This window comes from Geodermatophilus sp. SYSU D00710, assembly GCF_054050195.1.
In genome coordinates this window covers 1-19971 of record NZ_JBJGYX010000019.1, presented here as the reverse complement: position 1 = coordinate 19971, position 19971 = coordinate 1, and the positions used below count along the sequence as shown (strand labels likewise).

General features: G+C 74.7%; 17 protein-coding genes. 6 read left to right on the top strand and 11 right to left on the bottom strand.

Annotation, left to right across the window (positions count from 1 at the left end; genetic code table 11):
- The first annotated feature begins 6 nt into the window (after nucleotides 1-6).
- Nucleotides 7-861: a phytanoyl-CoA dioxygenase family protein gene (locus ACI78U_RS11085; RefSeq protein ID WP_456875364.1), complete on the top strand. Its 855-nt coding sequence runs from the start codon at nucleotides 7-9 to the stop codon at nucleotides 859-861.
- 47 nt (nucleotides 862-908) lie between these two features.
- Nucleotides 909-2702: a prolyl oligopeptidase family serine peptidase gene (locus ACI78U_RS11080; protein WP_456875363.1), complete on the top strand. Its 1794-nt coding sequence runs from the start codon at nucleotides 909-911 to the stop codon at nucleotides 2700-2702.
- Here ACI78U_RS11080 and ACI78U_RS11075 read toward each other — a convergent pair.
- From ACI78U_RS11075 to ACI78U_RS11065, 3 genes are read right to left on the bottom strand one after another with little or no spacing between them, the layout of a single operon-like run.
- Entirely contained in the window at nucleotides 2635-3879 is a 1245-nt protein-coding gene (locus ACI78U_RS11075) for a glycosyltransferase 87 family protein (protein WP_456875362.1), read from the bottom strand. The genes ACI78U_RS11080 and ACI78U_RS11075 overlap by 68 nt on opposite strands.
- A gap of 14 nt (nucleotides 3880-3893) precedes the next feature.
- The gene (locus ACI78U_RS11070) at nucleotides 3894-4952 is read right to left on the bottom strand and encodes an aspartate-semialdehyde dehydrogenase (RefSeq protein ID WP_456875361.1); all 1059 of its coding nucleotides are present in this window, start codon (nucleotides 4950-4952) and stop codon (nucleotides 3894-3896) included.
- Complete coding sequence (locus ACI78U_RS11065; RefSeq protein ID WP_456875360.1) at nucleotides 4949-6217, bottom strand: aspartate kinase; 1269 nt, start codon at nucleotides 6215-6217, stop codon at nucleotides 4949-4951. Before ACI78U_RS11065 ends, ACI78U_RS11070 begins: the two co-directional genes overlap by 4 nt.
- 92 nt (nucleotides 6218-6309) lie before the next feature.
- On the opposite strand from ACI78U_RS11065, the gene ACI78U_RS11060 reads away from it, so the two are divergent.
- From ACI78U_RS11060 to leuA, 3 genes are all read left to right on the top strand, one after another.
- Nucleotides 6310-7902: a phospholipase D family protein gene (locus tag ACI78U_RS11060; protein WP_456875359.1), complete on the top strand. Its 1593-nt coding sequence runs from the start codon at nucleotides 6310-6312 to the stop codon at nucleotides 7900-7902.
- A gap of 238 nt (nucleotides 7903-8140) precedes the next feature.
- Complete coding sequence (locus ACI78U_RS11055; protein WP_456875358.1) at nucleotides 8141-8800, top strand: helix-turn-helix domain-containing protein; 660 nt, start codon at nucleotides 8141-8143, stop codon at nucleotides 8798-8800.
- 178 nt (nucleotides 8801-8978) lie between these two features.
- Nucleotides 8979-10718, top strand: coding sequence for a 2-isopropylmalate synthase (gene leuA / locus ACI78U_RS11050; RefSeq protein ID WP_456875357.1), 1740 nt, complete (start codon nucleotides 8979-8981; stop codon nucleotides 10716-10718).
- A 33-nt stretch (nucleotides 10719-10751) separates the two neighbouring features.
- On the opposite strand, the gene mnhG is transcribed toward leuA, so the two are convergent.
- The 8 genes from mnhG to ACI78U_RS11010 all read right to left on the bottom strand — a co-directional run bounded on the left by mnhG (nucleotide 10752) and on the right by ACI78U_RS11010 (nucleotide 19015).
- Nucleotides 10752-11165: a monovalent cation/H(+) antiporter subunit G gene (gene mnhG / locus ACI78U_RS11045; protein WP_456875356.1), complete on the bottom strand. Its 414-nt coding sequence runs from the start codon at nucleotides 11163-11165 to the stop codon at nucleotides 10752-10754.
- A complete protein-coding gene (locus ACI78U_RS11040; protein ID WP_456875355.1) occupies nucleotides 11162-11491 on the bottom strand; it encodes a monovalent cation/H+ antiporter complex subunit F in 330 nt (109 codons plus the stop codon). The genes mnhG and ACI78U_RS11040 overlap by 4 nt, the downstream gene beginning before the upstream one ends.
- Complete coding sequence (locus tag ACI78U_RS11035; RefSeq protein WP_456875354.1) at nucleotides 11488-12054, bottom strand: Na+/H+ antiporter subunit E; 567 nt, start codon at nucleotides 12052-12054, stop codon at nucleotides 11488-11490. The genes ACI78U_RS11040 and ACI78U_RS11035 overlap by 4 nt, the downstream gene beginning before the upstream one ends.
- Nucleotides 12051-13748, bottom strand: coding sequence for a Na+/H+ antiporter subunit D (locus tag ACI78U_RS11030; RefSeq protein WP_456875353.1), 1698 nt, complete (start codon nucleotides 13746-13748; stop codon nucleotides 12051-12053). Before ACI78U_RS11030 ends, ACI78U_RS11035 begins: the two co-directional genes overlap by 4 nt.
- Entirely contained in the window at nucleotides 13745-14236 is a 492-nt protein-coding gene (locus ACI78U_RS11025) for a Na(+)/H(+) antiporter subunit C (RefSeq protein WP_456875352.1), read from the bottom strand. Before ACI78U_RS11025 ends, ACI78U_RS11030 begins: the two co-directional genes overlap by 4 nt.
- Nucleotides 14233-17109 carry a Na+/H+ antiporter subunit A gene (locus ACI78U_RS11020; RefSeq protein WP_456875351.1) on the bottom strand — a complete coding sequence of 959 codons (2877 nt, stop codon included), beginning with the start codon at nucleotides 17107-17109 and terminating at the stop codon, nucleotides 14233-14235. Before ACI78U_RS11020 ends, ACI78U_RS11025 begins: the two co-directional genes overlap by 4 nt.
- 74 nt (nucleotides 17110-17183) lie before the next feature.
- Nucleotides 17184-17843 (bottom strand): response regulator, encoded by a 660-nt coding sequence (locus tag ACI78U_RS11015; protein ID WP_456875350.1) that lies wholly within the window; start codon nucleotides 17841-17843, stop codon nucleotides 17184-17186.
- Nucleotides 17840-19015: a sensor histidine kinase gene (locus tag ACI78U_RS11010; protein WP_456875349.1), complete on the bottom strand. Its 1176-nt coding sequence runs from the start codon at nucleotides 19013-19015 to the stop codon at nucleotides 17840-17842. Before ACI78U_RS11010 ends, ACI78U_RS11015 begins: the two co-directional genes overlap by 4 nt.
- A 185-nt stretch (nucleotides 19016-19200) precedes the next feature.
- Between ACI78U_RS11010 and ACI78U_RS11005 the strand changes: the two genes are divergently transcribed.
- A complete protein-coding gene (locus tag ACI78U_RS11005; RefSeq protein ID WP_456875348.1) occupies nucleotides 19201-19908 on the top strand; it encodes a hypothetical protein in 708 nt (235 codons plus the stop codon).
- Nucleotides 19909-19971 lie beyond the last annotated feature (63 nt).

Sequence of the window (19971 nt, the reverse complement as noted above, 5' to 3'; positions counted from 1 at the left end):
GACGGCATGAGCACGGACGCACCCACCGACACGACGGGTCCCGCCCCCGCCGACGACGCCGTCGACGCGGCGGCCATCCGCGAGGCGCTGTACACCGACGGCATCACCGCGCTCAAGGGCGCCTTCCCCCGCTCCTGGGTCGAGCAGCTGCGCGAGGACGTCGACGCCGCGTTCGAGGAGGCACGCGACCGCGAGGGCGGCGCCGTCGGACGGGGTCCGAACCGCTGGTACGTGGAGATCCACCCGCAGGCGCTGCGCGGTTTCGTCGACCTGGTCGACCACCCCTGGGTCCGGACCGCGTGCGAGACCGTCCTCGGGCCGGACTACACGATCGTCGAGGTGGGCTTCGACGTCCCGTTCCCCGGTGCGATGGACCAGCCGTGGCACCGGGACTTCCCCAGCCCGCGGGAGACGCGGGAGGAGCGGCGGCTGACCTCCCTGGCCTTCAACGTGACCACGGTCGACACGGTCGACGAGATGGGGCCCTTCGAGGTCGCCCCGGGGACGCAGTGGGAGACCGGCGAGGACTTCGACCACGGGATGTTCCCGCCGGAGAGCGAGTACCCGCGCTACGAGGCGCTGGCCGTCCGGAAGTACCCGCAGATGGGCGACATCTCGGTCCGCTCCGCCCTGACGCTGCACCGCGGGACGCGGAACCGCTCCCAGCTCTCCCGCCCGGTGCTGGTCCTGGGCGTCGACGCGCCCGGAGCCGGCAACGACGAGCACCACGACCTCGCGGTGACCCACCACTACTGGGCGGAGCTGCCCCAGCGGGTGCGGGACCACCTGCGCTGCCCCGTCGTCGACGAGCTCCGCCCGATCGTCCAGAAGCACACGATCGAGGGCCTGGTGATGGGCTGAGCCCGACACCCCGGCGGCGCGCTCCGGGGTGCGGGCACGATGGACCGGTGACCGCCGAGCCGACCGCGTCCACCCTCCCGCCCGACGTCACCGCCCGGTGGCAGGCCCGCTTCCGCGCCCCGCGGGTCAGCCTGCCCGACTGGGCGCTGCACGCCCCGCAGCGCAGCCTGTACGCCTCCGACGTCAGCGGCGTGGTCGAGCAGTACGCCTGGGACCGCACCACCGACGCCCACCGGCAGGTCACCGACCGGCCCAACGGCACGCTGATCGGCACGCTCTCCCCCGACGGGGAGCAGATCTGGTGGTTCGCCGACACCGACGGCGACGAGTTCGGCGTCTGGATGGTGCAGCCCTTCGCCGGCGGCGAGGACCGGGTCGCCGTCCCCGAGGTCGGGCCGGCCTACCCCGCGGGGCTGGAGATCGGCTCCTCGCTGGTCGCGGTCGGCCGGTCCACCGACGACGGCAGCGAGCTGTGGCTGGCCCCCGCCGACGGGACGCCGCGGGTGGTCTACCGGCACGAGGACCCCGCCTCGGTGGACGCGCTCACCCTCGACGACGAACTGCTGGTGATCTCGCACTCCGAGCACGGCGACCCGCGCTACCCGGCGCTGCGCGTGCTGCACACCGACGACGACTCGGTCGTCGCCGAGAAGTGGGACGGCGAGGGCCGCGGCCTGCACGCCCTGGAGTTCGCCCCGCTGCCCGGCGACCGGCGGCTGCTGGTCGGCCACGAGCGCCGCGGCCGCGAGGAGCTGCTGGTCTGGGACGTCGCCGCCGACACCGAGACCGAGATCGTGCTCGACCTGCCCGGCGACGTGACCGCCGGCTGGTACCCCGACGGCTCGGCGCTGCTGGTGGGCCATGACCACGCCGCCCGCAGCGAGCTGTACCGCTACGACCTCGGCAACGGGGCACTGGAGCGGCTGGACACCCCGCGCGGCGTCGTCCGCGGCGCCACCGCCCGGCCCGACGGCACCGTCGAGCTGGCCTGGTCGAACTCCGAGCGCCCGCCGGTGATCCGCCGCGCCGACGGGCCGGTGGTGCTGGCCGCGCCCGGGGAGGAGCCGCCGGCCGCCTACCCGGTCGAGGACCGCTGGGTGCCCGGCCCGGGCGGTGACGTCCACGCGCTGGTGGTCCGCCCGGCCGGCGAGCCCCCGTACGCCACGGCGTTCCTCGTCCACGGCGGCCCCGAGTCGGCCGACGACGACAGCTACCGCGCCCGCCGCGCGGCCTACGTGGACGCCGGGTACGCGGTCGTGCACGTCAACTACCGCGGCTCCACCGGCTACGGCAGCGCCTGGCGCGACGCCCTGACCGGCCGGCCCGGACCCACCGAGCTCGAGGACGTCGCCGCCGTCTACGACGCGCTGGTCGCCGAGGGCTTCCTCGACCCGGAGCGGGCGCTGATCACCGGCGGGTCGTGGGGCGGGTTCCTCACCCTGCTGGGCCTGGGCACCCAGCCCGAACGCTGGGCGGCGGGGATCGCCGAGGTGCCGGTGGCCGACTACCTGGCCGCCTACGAGGACGAGATGGAGGGGCTGCGGGCCTACGACCGCGCGCTGTTCGGCGGCTCCCCGGAGGAGGTGCGCGACCGGTACGTGCGCTCCTCGCCGATCACCCACGTCGAGGCGGTGCGGGCGCCGGTGCTGGTGGTGGCCGGGGCCAACGACCCGCGGTGCCCGATCCGGCAGATCGAGAACTACCTGGCCCGGCTGGACGAGCTCGGCAAGCCGCACGAGGTGTACCGCTTCGACGCCGGGCACGGCTCGCTGGTCATCGAGGAGACGATCCGCCAGGTCGAGACGGCGCTGTCGTTCGCGCTGGAGCACGTGCGACCGTGACCCGGGCGGGCAGGAGCGCGACGACGGCGAGGGTGACCAGCAGGTAGAGGTCCTCGACCACGACCCCCGTGACGCCGCGGTCGTGGTGGTGGCCGGCGCGGGCGTTGGCGAACCAGACCGCCGACGACGCGAGCACCGCGGCGGTGACGGCGGCCAGCGACCCGGCCAGCGCCCGCGAGCGCTCCCGCCACCACCGCGGCGTGCCGGCCGTCGGCGGCGTGCCGAGGGCGAGGTCGACCAGCACGACCAGGGCCGGCACCAGCCAGACGAAGTGGTGCGACCAGGAGACCGGGCTGACCAGGCAGGCGGCCAGCCCGGTGAGCGCCACACCGGCCAGGTCGTCACCGGCCCGGGTCACCCGCACCGCGCGGGCCAGGACGAGGACGAGCGCGGCGGCGGCCAGCACGGCCCACACCGCCCGCGGCGGCGCCGCGGGGTCGGTCAGCCGAGCCAGCGCGCCGAGCAGCGACTGGTTGGAGGTCTTGTCCAGCGCGCCGACCCGCTCGGTCTGCCACAGCGTCTCGGTCCAGAACCGCCACGACGTCGCCGGGGCCACCGCGAGGGCCAGCAGCGTGGCGGCGGCCGCCGTCCCCACCGCGACCCCGGCGGGCCGCCACCGGCGGGTGAGCAGGAGCCAGACGACGAACAGGCCCGGGGTCAGCTTCACCGCCGCGGCCAGCCCGATGCCCACGCCGGCCCAGCGCGAGCCGCGGCGCAGCGCCGCGACGTCGGCCAGCACCAGCGCCATCAGCATCAGGTTCACCTGGCCGAAGCCGATGGTCTCCCGCACCGGCTCGACCACGAACAGCAGCGGCAGCGCGAACAGCCAGGCCCACGGCAGTGGCCAGCCGTGCCGGCGGGCCAGCGGCGTCACCAGCCACCAGGCCAGCCCGCCGAGGACGGCGGTGTTGAGCAGCACGTGCACCGTCGCCACCACCGGATGGGGCAGCAGGCCCATCGGTAGTACCAGCAGCGCGGCGAACGGCGGGTAGGTGAAGCCGTAGGGGCTGCGGCCGTAGGTGTAGTCGTAGAGGGGCTGCCCGTCGAGCCACGAGGCGACCGCGCCGCGGTAGACCCGCAGGTCGAAGAAGTCGTGCCACGGGTCGTTGGGGACGACCACCGACACGACCGCGGCGACCGCGACCAGGGCGAGGAACACCCCGACCCGGACGGCCACCCGAGTCGCCCCGTCTAGCGGCCGCGGCGGGCGAGCAGCAGCTCGGCGATCTGCACGGTGTTGAGGGCCGCACCCTTGCGCAGGTTGTCGTTGCTGACGAACAGCACCAGGCCGCGGTCGTCGTCGACGCTCTGGTCCTGCCGGATGCGCCCGACGAAGCTCGGGTCCTGGCCGGCCGCCTGCAGCGGGGTCGGGACGTCGCTCAGCTCCACGCCCGGGGCGTCGGTGAGCAGCTCGGTGGCCCGTGCCGCGGTCAGCGGCCGGGCGAACTCGACGTTGAGTGACAGCGAGTGCCCGGTGAAGACCGGCACGCGCACGCAGGTCCCGGACACCCGCAGGTCGGGGATGCCGAGGATCTTGCGGCTCTCGTTGCGGAGCTTCTGCTCCTCGTCGGTCTCGAGCGAGCCGTCGTCGACGACACTGCCGGCCATGGGGAGCACGTTGTAGGCGATGGGCCGGACGTACTTCCGCGGCTCCGGGAAGGCCACCGCCGACCCGTCGTGGGTCAGCTCGGCGGCCTTGTCGACCACGGCCCGGACCTGCCCGTCGAGCTCCTCGACGCCGGCCAGCCCGCTGCCGGAGACCGCCTGGTAGGTGCTGGCCACGAGCCGGACGAGCTCCGCCTCGTCGTGCAGCGGCTTGAGCACCGGCATCGCGGCCATGGTGGTGCAGTTGGGGTTGGCGACGATGCCGCGCGGGATCTCGTCGAGCGCCTGCGGGTTGACCTCGGCGACGACCAGCGGCACGTCGGGGTCGCGGCGGAAGGCCGAGCTGTTGTCGACGACGGTGACGCCGGCCTCGGCGAACCGCGGCGCCTGGGCGCGGGAGGTGCTCGCGCCGGCGGAGAAGAGCGCGACGTCGAGGCCGGTGGGGTCGGCGGTCGCGGCGTCCTCGACGGTGATCTCGCCGTCGCCCCATGGCAGGGTGCTGCCGGCGCTGCGGGCGGAGGCGAAGAAGCGCAGCTCGCTCACCGGGAAGCGGCGCTCGGCGAGGACCTGGCGCATCACGGCACCCACCTGGCCGGTGGCGCCGACGATCCCGACCCGCAGGCCGTCACGGGAGAAGGTGGTCATCGTCCGGTCCCTCCGTAGACCACGGCCTGCTCCTCGTCGGTCCCGAGGTCGAAGGCGTCGTGCACCGCGCGGACGGCGAGGTCGACGTCGGTGTCGCGGCAGACCACGGAGATGCGGATCTCCGAGGTGCTGATGAGCTCGAGGTTGACGCCGGCGTCGGCGAGCGCGCCGAAGAAGCGGGCCGAGACACCGGGGTGGCTGCGCATGCCGGCGCCGACCAGGCTGACCTTGCCGATGTGCTGGTCGAAGCGGACGTCGCTGAAGCCGACGGTGTTCTTGACCGCCTCCAGCGCGGCGAGCGCCGTGGGGCCGTCGCTCTTGGGCAGCGTGAAGGAGATGTCGGCGATCTTGCTGCCCTCGGCCGACACGTTCTGCACGATCATGTCGATGTTGATCTCGGCGTCGGCCAGGACGCGGAAGATCTGCGCGGCCTCGCCCGGCCGGTCCGGGACGCCGTAGACGGTGATCTTGCCCTCGCTGCGGTCGTGCGCGACGCCGGTGATGATCGCCTGTTCCACGCTGAGGTCCTCCATCGAGCCGGTCACCACGGTGCCGGGGAGCTGTGAGTAGGAGCTGCGGACGTGCACCGGGATGCCGTAGCGGCGGGCGTACTCGACGCAGCGGAGCATGAGCACCTTCGCGCCGGAGGCGGCCAGCTCGAGCATCTCCTCGTAGGTGATCGTCTCCAGCCGGCGGGCGTTGGGGACGATCCGCGGGTCGGCGGTGAACACGCCGTCGACGTCGGTGTAGATCTCGCACACGTCGGCCTGCAGCGCCGCGGCGACGGCGACGGCGGTGGTGTCCGAGCCGCCGCGGCCGAGCGTGGTGACGTCCTTGGTGTCCTGGCTGACGCCCTGGAAGCCGGCGACGATGACGATCGAGCCCTCGTCGAGCGCCGAGCGCAGCCGACCGGGGGTGACGTCGATGATCCGCGCCTTGCCGTGGCTGCTGGTGGTGATCACCCCGGCCTGGGAGCCGGTGAAGGACCGGGCCTCGTAGCCGTGGGTGTTGATCGCGATGGCGAGCAGGGCCATGGAGATGCGCTCACCGGCGGTGAGCAGCATGTCCAGCTCGCGGCCGGGCGGCTCGTCGGTGATCTGCGCGGCCTGGTCGAGCAGCTCGTCGGTCGTGTCGCCCATCGCCGAGACGACCACGACGACGTCGTTGCCGGCCTTCTTCTCCGCGACGATGCGCTCGGCCACGCGCTTGATGTGGGCGGCGGAGGCCACGGAGGAGCCACCGTACTTCTGCACGACGAGGGCCACGGGTCCACAGGCTACCGATGCCGGGGTCCGGGCCCGGGATCGAGGCAAGCCCGCGCCTTGCGTGCCCTCCCCCGGCGCGATGTGATCACCGGGTGACCGATCCCGCGGAGTGGCTGCTCGGCCCCGAGGAGCGGGGCAACGCGGCCACCGACCTGCCGGCCTGGACCGAGGGCAACCTCGCCGTGCCGCTGGTGCACGGGACCACCTACTTCGACGCGCTGGTGTCCGCCGTCGAGGTCCTCGACGAGAACGACCACCTGTTCTTCACCGACTGGCGTGGCGACCCCGACGAGGAGCTGCGGCCGGGCGGGCCGACGGTCGCGGAGCTGTTCACCGAAGCGGTGCGCCGCGGGGTGACGGTGCGCGGGCTGGTGTGGCGCTCGCACGTGGACTGGCTGTCGTTCAGCGGCCGCGAGAACCGGGCGCTGGACCGCGAAGTGGAGGACGGCGGCGGCCTGGTCGTGCTCGACCAGCGCGTGCGCCGGATGGGCAGCCACCACCAGAAGCTCGTCGTCTGCCGGCACGACCAGGACCCGACGCAGGACGTCGCCTTCGTCGGCGGCATCGACCTGTGCCACAGCCGCCGGGACGACGCCGAGCACCGCGGCGACCCGCAGTCGATCCCCATGGCCGCGGCCTACGGGCGGACACCGCCGTGGCACGACGTGCAGCTCATGGTCCGCGGTCCCGCCGTCGCGGCGCTGGACACGGTGTTCCGCGAGCGGTGGGACGACCCGACCGACCCCGACGAGGGGAACCCGATCGCACACGTGGTCGACCGGCTGCGGCGGAGCCGGATGTACGCCGACCGGCTGCCTCCCCGGCTGCCGCCCCCGCCGCCCTGCGGCCCGCACCTGGTGCAGAACCTGCGGACCTATCCCGCCATCCGCCCGCGCTACGACTTCGCCCCCGACGGCGAGCGCTCGATCGCCCGGGGCTACTCCAAGGCGATCAAGCGGGCGCGGCGGCTGATCTACCTCGAGGACCAGTACATGTGGTCGGGCGAGGTCGCCCAGCTGTTCGCCGACGCGCTGACCGAGCACCCCGACCTGCACCTGGTCGTCGTCGTGCCCCGCGTCCCCGACCAGGACGGCGCGCTGGGGTCGCGGCCGCAGTACGTGGGGCGGTGGCAGGCCCTGGAGATGTGCCGGCGGGCCGGGCGGGACCGGGTGCACGTGTTCGACGTCGAGAACCACGAGGGCACGCCCGTGTACGTGCACGCCAAGGTGTGCGTGGTCGACGACGTGTGGGCCAGCGTCGGCAGCGACAACTTCAACCGGCGGTCCTGGACGCACGACAGCGAGCTCTCCAGCGCGGTCCTCGACACCACGCTCGACCCGCGGGAGCCGCGCGACCCCGCCGGCACCGGCGACGGCGCGCGCACCTTCGCCCGCGACCTGCGGCTGGTGCTGGCGCGCGAGCACACCGACCGGGCCGAGGACGGCAGCGAGGACGCCGACCTGCTCGACCCCGACACGTTCGTCGCCACCCTCGAGGCCCAGGCCGCCGAGCTCGACGCCTGGTACGAGGCCGGCCGCCGCGGCCCGCGCCCGCGCGGCCGGCTGCGCCACCACAGCCCCGAGCAGCTCTCCCTGGCCACCCGGCTGTGGGCCACGCCGCTGTACCGGCTGGTCGACGACCCCGACGGCCGCCCCCTCCGCCTCCGCCGCCGCGGCGAGTTCTGAGCCGCCGCCGGCCGCGGACCGGGAGCCGGCGCCCTCCTCCGCGCCGCCGCCCGGCTCCCCGGTGTGGTGTCCTGCGCGCAGTAGTGCTCTGCACACACCGGTGTGCAGAGCACGAGTCAGCGAGGGCCCCTACCGCCAACGACCCTCGAGCCCTGACCACACCTGTGTGCAGAGCACTACTGTCCCCAGTTCCACATGCCTGGGACCGTCCGCAGCGCACCGACCCGATGCTGGCGACGTGTCCGACCTCGACCTGTCCGGCCTCCTGCGCCGCATCCGGCGCCTCGCCGACCTCTCGCAGCGCGAGATCGCGCAGGCGACCGGCACGCCCCGGGCGACGATCGCCGCCGCCGAGGCCGGCACGCGAGGACTCGACGCCCGGGCGCTGGCCCGGCTGGCGGCCGTGGCAGGGGTGCGCCTCGCGCTGCTCGACGCCGAGGGGCGGGAGGTGTCGCCGATGGACGCCGCAGCCGTCCGGGACGGCGGAGGGCGGCACTTCCCCGCGCACCTCGACACCCGGCACGGCGACGACGGCTGGTGGCACGGCCCGCACCGGTTCGACCGCGAGCCGGTCACCTACACCTTCACCCGCGTCCGGTCGCACCGGGACGAGGCACGGGCACGCCGCGGCACCCCGGACGACCACCAGCTGCCGCAGCCGGGCGACTCGCTCGCCGACCGGGCCCGGGCCCGCCGGGCGGCCGCGCGGCGGGCCCGCGAGGAGGAACTCGAGCGACGGCGGGCGGCCGGGCTCCTCCGGCCCGCCGCCGAGTTCCGCTGCGTGTGCCCGCCGGCTTGCGACGCGTTGCTGCTCGACGAGCCCCCGCCGGCGCCGGGCCGGGCCGCGACGCCCGCCCCGCACGCGCCCGACTGCGCGTGTGGCTGCGACCTGAGCTGACCCGCTGCTACCGTGGTCTCCGTGCGCGGCAGCCTCCTGCTTACCCGCCGCGGCGAGGCCTCCTCCTAGGTCGGCTCCCTCGCCGCGGAGATCCTGCCGTGGTCGATGACGTCCCGGTGCCCGCTGACCGCCCCCACAGGAGCGACAGTCCAGCCCGCGCCAGAGGAGTCAGACCACCGTGAGCAGCCCGCAGCACCCGCACGCCCGCAACCCGCAACGTCCCTCGGGGATGCCGATCTCGCGCTACGCCCCGTTCCAGCAGATCGACCTGCCCGACCGCACCTGGCCGGACCGGGTCACCACCGTCGCGCCGCGCTGGTGCGCGGTCGACCTGCGCGACGGCAACCAGGCCCTGATCGACCCGATGTCGCCCGACCGCAAGCGGCGGATGTTCGACCTGCTGGTCCGCATGGGCTACAAGGAGATCGAGGTCGGCTTCCCGGCCGCCAGCCAGACCGACTACGACTTCGTCCGCCAGCTCGTCGAGGACGACCTGGTACCCGACGACGTCACCATCCAGGTGCTGACCCAGGCCCGGGACGAGCTGATCGAGCGGACCTTCGAGTCGCTGCGCGGCGCGAAGCAGGCGATCGTCCACCTGTACAACTCGACCAGCACGCTGCAGCGCCGCGTCGTCTTCGACTCCGACCGGGCCGGCATCGTCGACATCGCCGTCCACGGCGCCCAGTTGGTGCGCAAGCTGGCCGAGCAGCTGCGCGACACCGAGGTCCGCTTCGAGTACAGCCCGGAGTCCTTCACCGGCACCGAGCTGGACTTCGCCGCGGAGATCTGCAACGCGGTCACCGACGTCTGGGAGCCCACGCCCGACCGGCCGACCATCCTCAACCTGCCGGCCACCGTGGAGATGGCCGAGCCGACCGTCTACGCCGACCAGGTCGAGTGGATGCACCGCAACCTGGCCCGCCGCGACGCGGTCGTGCTGAGCCTGCACCCGCACAACGACCGCGGCACCGCCGTCGCCGCCGCCGAGCTGGGCTACCGCGCCGGCGCCGACCGCATCGAGGGCTGCCTGTTCGGCAACGGCGAGCGCACCGGCAACGTCGACCTGGTCACCCTGGGCCTGAACCTGTTCAGCCAGGGCATCGACCCGCAGATCGACTTCTCCGACATCGACGAGATCCGCCGCACCGTCGAGTACTGCAACCAGCTGGGCGTGCACGAGCGGCATCCCTACGGCGGCGACCTGGTCTACACCGCCTTCTCCGGCTCCCACCAGGACGCCATCAACAAGGGCTTCACGGCCCTCGCCGCCGACGCGCAGGCCGCCGGCAGGAGCGTCGACGAGATGCCGTGGGCGGTCCCCTACCTGCCGATCGACCCCAAGGACGTCGGCCGCAGCTACGAGGCGGTCATCCGGGTCAACAGCCAGTCCGGCAAGGGCGGCGTCGCCTACATCATGAAGACCGAGAACCACCTCGACCTGCCGCGGCGGCTGCAGATCGAGTTCAGCGCGGTCATCCAGCGGCACACCGACGACGAGGGCGGTGAGGTCACCGCGCAGCAGATGTGGGCGGCCTTCCGCAACGAGTACCTGCCCGACCCCGAGATCCCGTGGGGCCGGTTCGCCCTCAGCGGTCACCGGCACACCGCGCACGGCGAGCAGCTCGACGAGATGGTGGTCGAGCTGGTCGACGACGGCGTCCCGGTCACCGTGCAGGGTCGCGGCAACGGCCCGATCGCGGCGTTCGTCGACGCGCTGGCCACCCTCGGCGTCGACGTCCGCGTCCTGGACTACGCCGAGCACGCGCTGTCGGCCGGCGGGGACGCGCGCGCGGCCGCCTACGTCGAGTGCGCCGTCGGCGACCGGGTGCTGTGGGGCGTGGGCATCGACCCGAACATCGTCAGCGCCTCGCTGCGCGCGGTGGTCTCCGCGGTCAACCGGGCCCAGCGGGGCTGACCCGGCTCCCCGGACCAGTCACCCGAGGCCGGCTCAGCGGGGTCCCGGCGATCCCGCCGGGCCGGCCTCGGGCGGGGCGTCGCCGGGCTCGTCGCCGTGGTACTCCTCGTCCTGGTGCCCGGCGCCGCGGTACTCGTCGACCAGCAACAGGTCGCGGCGCACGTGCCGGCGGCGGTAGGCCACCCGGCTGACCAGGTGCGCGCTGACCGGCGCGGTGAGCATCTGGAAGGCCGCCACCAGCAGCAGCATCCAGGCGTTGGCCCAGCCCTCGAGCCGGATCGCCGCCCCGACCATGACCAGCAGCACCCCGACGACCTGCGGCTTGGTACCGGCGTGCATCCGCGAGAGCACGTCGGGGAACCGCACCAGCCCCAGCCCGGCGGTCAGGCAGAGGAAGGCGCCGGCCAGCAGGCAGGCGAGGGCCACCACGTCGGTCACCGCGGTCACGACCCGGTCTCCCGCTCCTCCGCGGCCACCGGCAGGCCGAGGTCACGGCCGTCCCCGCTGGCCGAGCGCAGCAGCATCCCGCCGATGTAGCGGGCCACCGACACCGAGCCGACGAAGGCCAGCAGCGAGACGACGACCAGCACCGGCACCAGCGTCGGGTCGCTCACCAGCGCGGCGTGGACCGCCAGGCCGGCGGAGATGATGACCAGCAGGGTGTCGGTGGCGACGACCCGGTCGAGCAGCGAGGGGCCGAGGGCCAGCCGCACGAGCGCCAGCAGCGCTCCCCCGCCGATCAGCGCGTACAGCGCGAGGTCCACGACCGTCACGGCGTCGACACCCCCTCGCTCCGGCGCCCGTCGAGGGCGGCGATGTCCGCGGCCGAGCCGAACGCCTGGACCAGGCGCCGTTCGACCACGAGGATCCCGGCCTTCTTCCGCGCCACGTCGTCGAGGTCGCGCGCGGGCAGCAGGTGGCACGTCATCACCCGGTGCTCCCGGTCCAGGTCGAGCACCAGGGACCCGGGGACCAGCGAGGTCGCCTCGGCGACCATTGTCAGCAGCAGGTCGGAGTCCACCCGCAGCTGCACCTGCACGATGGCCGTGCTCCGGACGCCGCCCGGGCGCAGCGTCTGCCAGGCCACCTCGGCACCGGAGACGACCAGGTCGACGACGAAGTGGCCGAGGAACACCAGCGTCGGCAGCAGCCGCACCCGGGCGCCACCGACCACGTGCGGCAGCGGCAGCAGGACGAGCACGGCCAGCGCGACGAGCAGGCCGGAGAGCAGGTTCGCCCAGGACCACGTGCCCCAGAGCAGCACCCACACCAGCACCAGCCAGACGACCAGCGGGACCTGGTGGCGCAGCCGGGTGGCCGCGGGCTCGACGCTCACGCCGCCTCACCCGCCCCGAACACCGACGTGACGTAGGGCGTGCGGTCGAGCAGGTCCACGGCCGCCCGGTCGGCGAGGCCGTAGAGCGGGCCGGCCAGCCCGGTGAGGGCCACGGTGAGCGCGACCAGGGCCGTCGTCGCACCGACCATCGTGCGCGGCAGCGGGCGCAGCGCCCGGACCGCCCCGGCCGCGGGCGGGAGGTCGGGCTCGGCCGCCGTCGCCACCGCCGTGTGCCGCCGCCAGGCGTCCTGCAGCGCGGTACGCGGCCGGCCGTCGCCCGACGCCGCGCCGTCGTCACCGGCTCCCCCGCCCGGGCGGCGGCGCGAGGTGGCGTCAGCGGCCGCGGCGGCCGCGGTGTCCTCGGCCGGCGGCTGGCTCGGCGGACGCCAGAAGGCGCGGGTCCAGACGCGGGCGACCGCCAGCAGGGTGAGGAGGCTGGTGACCACCCCGCCGGCGACCAGCGTGAACGCGGGCGCGCTGCCCTCGGCGACCCCGGCCTGCAGCAGGCCGAGCTTGCCGATGAAGCCCGACAGCGGCGGGATGCCGGCGAGGTTCATCGCCGGCACGAAGAACAGCGCCGCCAGCAGCGGGGCGCGCCGCGCAAGGCCGCCGAGGCGGTTGACCGAGGTGGTGCCGCCCTGGCGCTCGACCAGCCCGGCGACCAGGAAGAGCGTGGTCTGGATGGCGATGTGGTGGGCGACGTAGAACACGGCTCCGGCCAGCCCGGCCGCCGTCCCCAGGGCGATGCCGAACACCATGTAGCCGATGTGGCTGACGAGGGTGAACGACAGCATCCGGCGCAGGTCGCTCTGCGCCACCGCGCCGAGGATGCCGATCAGCATCGTGGCCAGGGCCGCCCACATCAGCAGGTCGTCGAGGGCGCCGTCGGGGAACAGCAGGGTCTGCGTGCGGATGATCGCGTAGACACCGACCTTGGTGAGCAGGCCGGCGAAGACCGCGGTGACCGGGGCGGGGGCGGTCGGGTAGCTGTCGGGCAGCCAGGCCGAGAGGGGGAAGACCGCGGCCTTGATCCCGAAGGCGATCAGCAGCATCGACTGCAGCAGCACCTGGGTGCCCTCGGGCAGCTCGCCCAGCCGCACCGCCAGCTGGGCCATGTTCACCGTGCCGGTGGCCGCGTAGGTCAGCGCGATCGCGGCGAGGAACACCAGCGAGCTGGTCAGGCTGACGACGATGTAGGTGATGCCGCCGCGGATGCGCGGCGCCGTGCCGCCCAGGGTGAGCAGCACGTACGAGGCCATCAGCAGGATCTCGAAGCCGACGTAGAGGTTGAACAGGTCGCCGGCGAGGAAGGCGTTGCCCACGCCCGCGACCAGCACCAGGAACGTCGGGTGGAAGATCGACAGCGGCGTCTCCTCCTGCCCGTCGGCCGCGCCCTGGCCGATGGCGAAGACGAGGACGCCCAGCGCCACGGTCGAGGCGACGACGAGCATGAGCGCCGAGAGCCGGTCGACGACGAGGACGATGCCCAGCGGCACCGGCCAGCCACCGACGGAGACCGCGCTCGCCCCCTCGGCGTCGGCGATGAACAGCAGCGTCACCGAGACGCCGAGCACCGCGGTGAGCACCACCGTGCTCAGCGTCCGCTGGAACGTCGGGTGCCCGCTGACCAGCAGGGCCCCGGCGGCTCCCAGCAGCGGGAGGAGCACCGGCAGCGGGGCGAGGACCTCGATCACCGGCGGGCGCTCCCGGCGGGCAGGTCGACGTCGTCGGCGAGGTCCTCGGCCTCCCGGGACAGGCTGTCGGCGTGCCCGGCGATGCGGTCGTCGGGGGACAGCTCGTCCGGGTCGAGCTCGTCGGCGTCGGTGGCCCGGCGAGCGGCGACGCGGCGGTCCTCCTCGTCGGTGCCCACGACCTCCTCGCGCACCAGGCGCCAGGAACGGTGGATGATCGCCAGCAGGAACGCCGAGACACCGAAGGTGATGACGATCGCCGTGAGGATCAGCGCCTGCGGCAGCGGGTCGTTGATCTCCTCGGGGTCGGAGTAGCCCAGGATTGGCGCCAGGCCCGCCGGCCCGCCGCTGGACAGCAGCAGCAGGTTCGTGGCGTTGCCGAGCAGGACGAAGCCCAGCAGCACGCGGGTCAGGCTGCGGTCGAGCAGCAGGTACACGCCCGCCGCGTAGAGACCGCCGATCATCAGCGGCAGCACGACCGTGGGGGTCATCGCAGCACCATCTCCCCGGGGGTGAGCTCGACGGGGTCGGCCTCGTCCTCCTGCCGGTCGAGCTCGGCGCCGAGGCTGCGGAGCACGTCGAGGACCAGGCCGACGACGATCAGGTAGACGCCGATGTCGAAGAACAGCGAGGTCACGAGCTTGACGTCGCCGAGGACCGGCAGCGTGGCCTCCAGGACCGCCGTCTCCAGCACCCCGGCCCCCAGCGCCAGCCCGACGACGCCGGTGCCGCCGGCGAACAGCAGCCCGCTGCCCAGCAGCAGCCCCGGGGCGACCGGCGCGGCCTCGCCGAGCTCGTAGCGACCGCCGGCGAGGTAGCGCAGCACCAGCGCGAGGCCGGCCACCAGGCCGCCGGCGAACCCGCCGCCGGGCTCGTTGTGTCCGGAGAAGAGCAGGTACAGCGAGAACACGACGATCGTGTGGAAGAGGATCCGGGTGACGACCTCGAGCACGACCGAGCGGCGGGCCGGGTCGAGGGTCGCGGTGGCGGCCAGCCAGCGGTTGCGCGGGGCCCGCCGGCCGTGCTGGGCCCGCTGGGTCAGGTCGGCCCGGGTCGCCCGGTCGACCCCGCCGGTGCGCCCGCGGAGGAAGACGAGGCTGGCGACGCCGGTGGCCGCGACGACCAGCAGGGAGATCTCGCCGAGGGTGTCCCAGGCGCGGATGTCGACGAGAGTCACGTTGACGACGTTCTTGCCGCCGCCGAACTCGTAGGCCGGGCCGGGCCAGCCCTCCGACACCGGCGTCGCGGTGCGGGCGGACAGCGCCACCGCCCCGACGGCGGCCATGAACGCCCCCACGGCGACGGCGATGACGCCGCGGACGGCGCGCTCCCGTGGCCGGTGCCGCTCGGTGATGTCCTTGGGCAGCTTGCGCAGCACCAGCACGAAGACGACGAGGGTCAGCGTCTCGACGAGGAACTGGGTGAGCGCGAGGTCGGGGGCGCCCTGCAGCGCGAACACGACCGCGAGGCCGTAGCCGGTCACACCGACGACCAGCACGGCCGAGAGCCGCTGGCGGATCCGCAGGGCCAGTGCCGCCGCGGTGACGACGACGACCCCCACGACGGCCTGGACCGGGGTGTCCCAGGCCCGCCACTCGCCGGGCCAGGGGGCGCGGGTGAGCAGCAGGGTGCCGGGCAGGGCCAGCACCACGACGAGGATCGTGCCGAGGTAGGCGGGCAGCGAGCCGCGCTGGGTGGTGCCGGTGACCAGAACCGCGAGCCGGTCGATCGCCTGGATGACGTTCCAGTAACCCTCGTCGGCCGAGGCACCGACGGCCCGCCGCCGCTGGAAGCGGTACAGCGGGTCCCGCAACGCGAACAGCGCGGCGCCGCCGAGCAGGGTGACCGCCGACAGCGCGAGCGCCGGCTTCCAGCCGTGCCAGAGGGCCAGCTCCTCGTACTCCGGTGCCAGCAGCGGCAGCGCCTCCGCGTAGGTCGTCACCAGCGGCGCGAGCAGCGGGCTGGCCGGCCCCGCGGCGAGCCCGGCGAGGGCCAGCAGCACGGGGGCGGTGAGGAACAGCGGGCCGGGCGGGTGCGCGGGGTCGGTGTCGGGGACCCCGGGCTTGCGGGCGAAGGCGCCCCACAGGAAGCGCAGGGTGTAGGCGGCGGTGAGGACCGAGCCGAGGACCAGGCCGGTCAGCTCGAAGGCGGCGGCGGTCCGCGAGGGCAGCCCGCCCTCCCACAGCGCGGCGAAGGCCGCCTCCTTGCCGACGAAGCCGAGCAGCGGCGGGACGCCGGCCATGGACGCCCCGGCGAGCAGCCCGGCGCCGGCGAGCACGGGCAGCCGCCGGCCCAGCCCGGACAGCTGCCGGAGGTCGCGGGTGCCGGTCGCGTGGTCGACGACCCCGACGGTCAGGAACAGCGTGGACTTGAACAGCGCGTGGGCGACGGTCATCGTCAGCCCCGCGGCGGCCAGCTCGCGGCTGCCCCCGCCCACCAGGACGAGCAGGAACCCCAGCTGGCTGACCGTGCCGAAGGCCAACAGCAGCTTGAGGTCGTTCTGCCGGAGCGAGCGGTAGCCGCCGACGAGCATCGTGGCCAGCCCGAGCCCCAGCACGACCGGCCGCCACCCGGGGACGTCGGCGAAGCCGGGCGCCAGCCGGGCGACGAGGTAGATGCCGGCCTTCACCATGGCCGCGGCGTGCAGGTAGGCGCTGACCGGCGTCGGCGCCTCCATCGCGGCCGGGAGCCAGAAGTGGAAGGGGACCATCGCCGACTTGGTGACCGCCCCGGCGAGCACCAGCGCGGTCCCGGCGACCATGGCGGTGCCGCTGCCGGGGTCGGCGACCACCTCGGAGAGCAGGAACGAGCCGCTGGCCTGCCCGACGACGATGAGCCCGACCAGCATGGCCAGCCCGCCGGCGGTGGTCAGGACCAGCGCCTGCGACGCCGCCCGCCGCGCGGCCAGCCGGCGTCCCGACCCGCCGATGAGCAGGAACGAGAAGACGGTGGTGAGCTCCCAGAAGACGTAGAGCAGCAGCAGGTCGTCGGCCAGGACCAGGCCCAGCATCGACCCGGCGAAGGCGGTGAGGTTGCCGGCGAAGCGGCCGGTGCCCTCGTCGTCGGGCTCGAAGTAGCGGGCGCAGTAGAGGAAGACCAGGGCGCCGATCCCGGTCACCAGCGCCGCGAAGGTCAGCGCGAGGGCGTCGAGGCGCAGCGCCACGTCGAGGTCGAGGACGGGGATCCAGGGCACCGTCTCCCGGACCTCGTCACCGGCCAGCACGGTGCGCAGCTGCAGCACCGTCCAGACGAAGCCGGCGGCCGGCACCAGCGCCAGGACGAGGAAGGCCTGCCTGCCCCACCACCGCACGAGGAGAGGTGCCAGCAGCGCAGCCAGCAGGTGGAGGGACAGCAGTGCGATCACGGGTCTCCCGGGAGTCGGAGGGCGGCTCGGGGACCACAGACGTCGGTCGGCGACGGCCGGCGGCAGGCCCCAGCCTATCTACCCGGTGTCACCAGACCCGACTCGTAGGCGAACGCGACCGCCTGCACCCGGTCGCGCAGCCCCAGCTTGAGCAGGACCCGGCTCACGTGCGTCTTCACCGTCGCCTCGCCCAGGTAGAGCCGGGCGGCGATCTCGGCGTTGCTCAGCCCGGCAGCGACGAGCGCGAGGACGTCGGTCTCCCGCTCGGTGAGCTGGGCGAGCGCGGCGGCCCGGCCGGGGTCGGCCGCGGGGGCGCCGGCGAAGGACCGGATCACCCGCAGGGTCACCGCCGGGTCCAGCAGCCCCTGGCCGGCGGCCACGGTGCGCACCGCGGCCACGAGGTCCTCCGGCGGGGCCACCTTGAGCAGGAAGCCGCTGACGCCGGCGCGCAGCGCGGCGGTGACGTACTCGTCCTCGTCGAAGGTGGTGAGGACGACGACCCGCGTCGGCAGGCCCGCGGCCAGGATCTGCCGCGCGGCCTCGAGCCCGTCGGTGCCGGGCATGCGGACGTCGAGCAGCACCACGTCGGGCACGAGCTCGGTGACCACCCGGACCCCGGCGGCGCCGTCGGCGGCCTCGCCGACCACCTCGATGTCGGGCTCGGCGGCGAGCACCATGCGCAGCCCGGTGCGGATCATCGACTGGTCGTCGACCAACACCACCCGGATCGTCACGCGCTCACCGCCGCGGGCGGCACGGCGACCGGCGCCGGCACGGGGAAGCCCGCCCGCACCCGGTAGCCGCCACCGCGGACCGGGCCGACGTCGAGGTCACCGCCGGCGACGGCGACCCGCTCGCGCATGTGCAGCTGCCCGTGGCCGCCCGGGGCGTGCGGGGTGGGCTCGGTGCGCGGCCGGCCGTCGTCGGTGACCGTGACCGTCACCCGGCCCGGCGTCCAGGCCACCTCCACGCGCGTGGCCGCGGCGCCGGCGTGCCGGACGACGTTGGACAGCGCCTCCTGCACCACGCGCACGGCCGAGACGTCGACCAGCGGCGGCACCTCGGCCGGCTCACCGGTGACGACCAGCTCGACCGGCATGCCGCCGGCCCGCAGCTCGGCGAGGACGGCGTCGAGCCGGGCCAGCGAGGGCTGTGGACCGGCGTCCCCGGCCGCCCCCTCGCGCAGGATGCCGACCACCCGGCGCATCTCGTCGACCGACTCCCGGCCCAGCCGCTCCAGCCCGAGGAGCACGTCCTGGGCCTCGGGGTGGTCGGGCAGCAGCCGGCGCAGGCCGCCCATCTGCAGGACCATGACGCTCACCGCGTGGGCGACCGAGTCGTGCACCTCGCGGGCGATCCGGGCGCGCTCGGCGGTGGTGGCCGCGGCGGCGACCGCCTCCTGCTGCTCGGCCAGCCGGGCGGCGAGCACCTGCAGCTCCCGTGCGCGCTCGCGCGACTGCCGGACGAGCACCCCCACGCCCCAGGCCGCCGCCGTCACGAGCAGGTAGAACACGCTCTCCCAGGTCGAGGGGCCGAACGCGATGCCCGCGACCACCACGACCAGCGTGGCCACGACGGCGGCCCGCAGCCCGCGCCGCAGCGGCAGGACGGCGGCCGCGTGCCCGACCAGCAGCGCCATGCCGACCAGCTGGGCGCCGCCCGGGCCGGGCGTGCCCAGCGCGTAGTTGCCGAGCACCGACAGCGCGCCGAGCACCGCGGCCGCCTCGGGCGCCGGGACGCAGGCGGCGACGAGCACGCCGACGAGGGCGCCGGGCAGCGCGGTGTGCAGCGGGAAGTCGAACGCCTCGTCGATCGCCGTCTCGACGAGCGACAGCAGCGCGAGCAGCAGCCCGACGACCGGCCAGACGAGCCGGCGCGCGGTGGGTGAGGAGGACCAGCGGGGCACGGCGAGCACGGTAGGTGCCGCGGAGGTCACCGGGGATCACCCACGCGGCCGATGGACGGGCCCGGCGCCTCCCCCGTGCGACGGACGGCGATCGGTCCGCCGCGACGGACGTGCCCGGCACGGGTCCGGCCGCAGAGTCCTCGCCGACGCACCGCACCGACGTGGTGCCCGACCGACGAGGACCGATGACCACCTCCCCGCTCCCCACCCGCACCCCGGCCGCCACCGCGGACCGCCCGGTCCGCAGCGCCGGCTCGCTCATGCTGCCGATCGCCGGCGGTGCGCTGATCGCCGGCTCGCTGCTCTACGTGGCCGGCATGGTGACCTCGCCGCCGCAGGACTCCCAGGCCGCGGCCGACTACATCGCGGCCCTGGGCCGCGACGAGGGCCGCACGACGCTCTCGGCGATGCTGCTGCACTACGGCAACATGGCGCTGGCCCTGGCCTGGCTGGCCGTCCCGACGCTGGTCCGCGGCCGCCGCGGGCGCATCCCGACCGTCGTCGGGGCGCTGATGTCGGCGATCGGCCTGGTCACCGTGGCCGGCTTCGTGCTCTACGACTACTGGACCGGCGCCATCGGCCGCGAACTCGACCCGGCCACCGCCCTGGGCCTCTACGACGCCGTCGGGGCCGACCCCGGCGTCGCGGTCGTCGGCGTGCTGACGCTGTTCGGGCTGCTCGGCCCGATCGTCGGCTACGTGGGTCTGGCCCGCGCCGGGGTCACCGGCTGGTGGCTGCTGGTCCCGACCGTCGGCTGCCTCGTGGCCTCCGCGGTGATCCCCTTCTCGCCGCTGACCCACGGCGCCCTCGCGCTGGTCGGCGCCGTCCCCGCGGTCGTCGTCGGCCTGCGGATCCTCGCCCGCACCCGCGCCGAGGCCGCCGTCGCCGCCTGATCCCGGATCAGGTGACCTGATCGTGGCGCGTCCTCCCTCACGTCCCACCGTGAGGGAGGACGC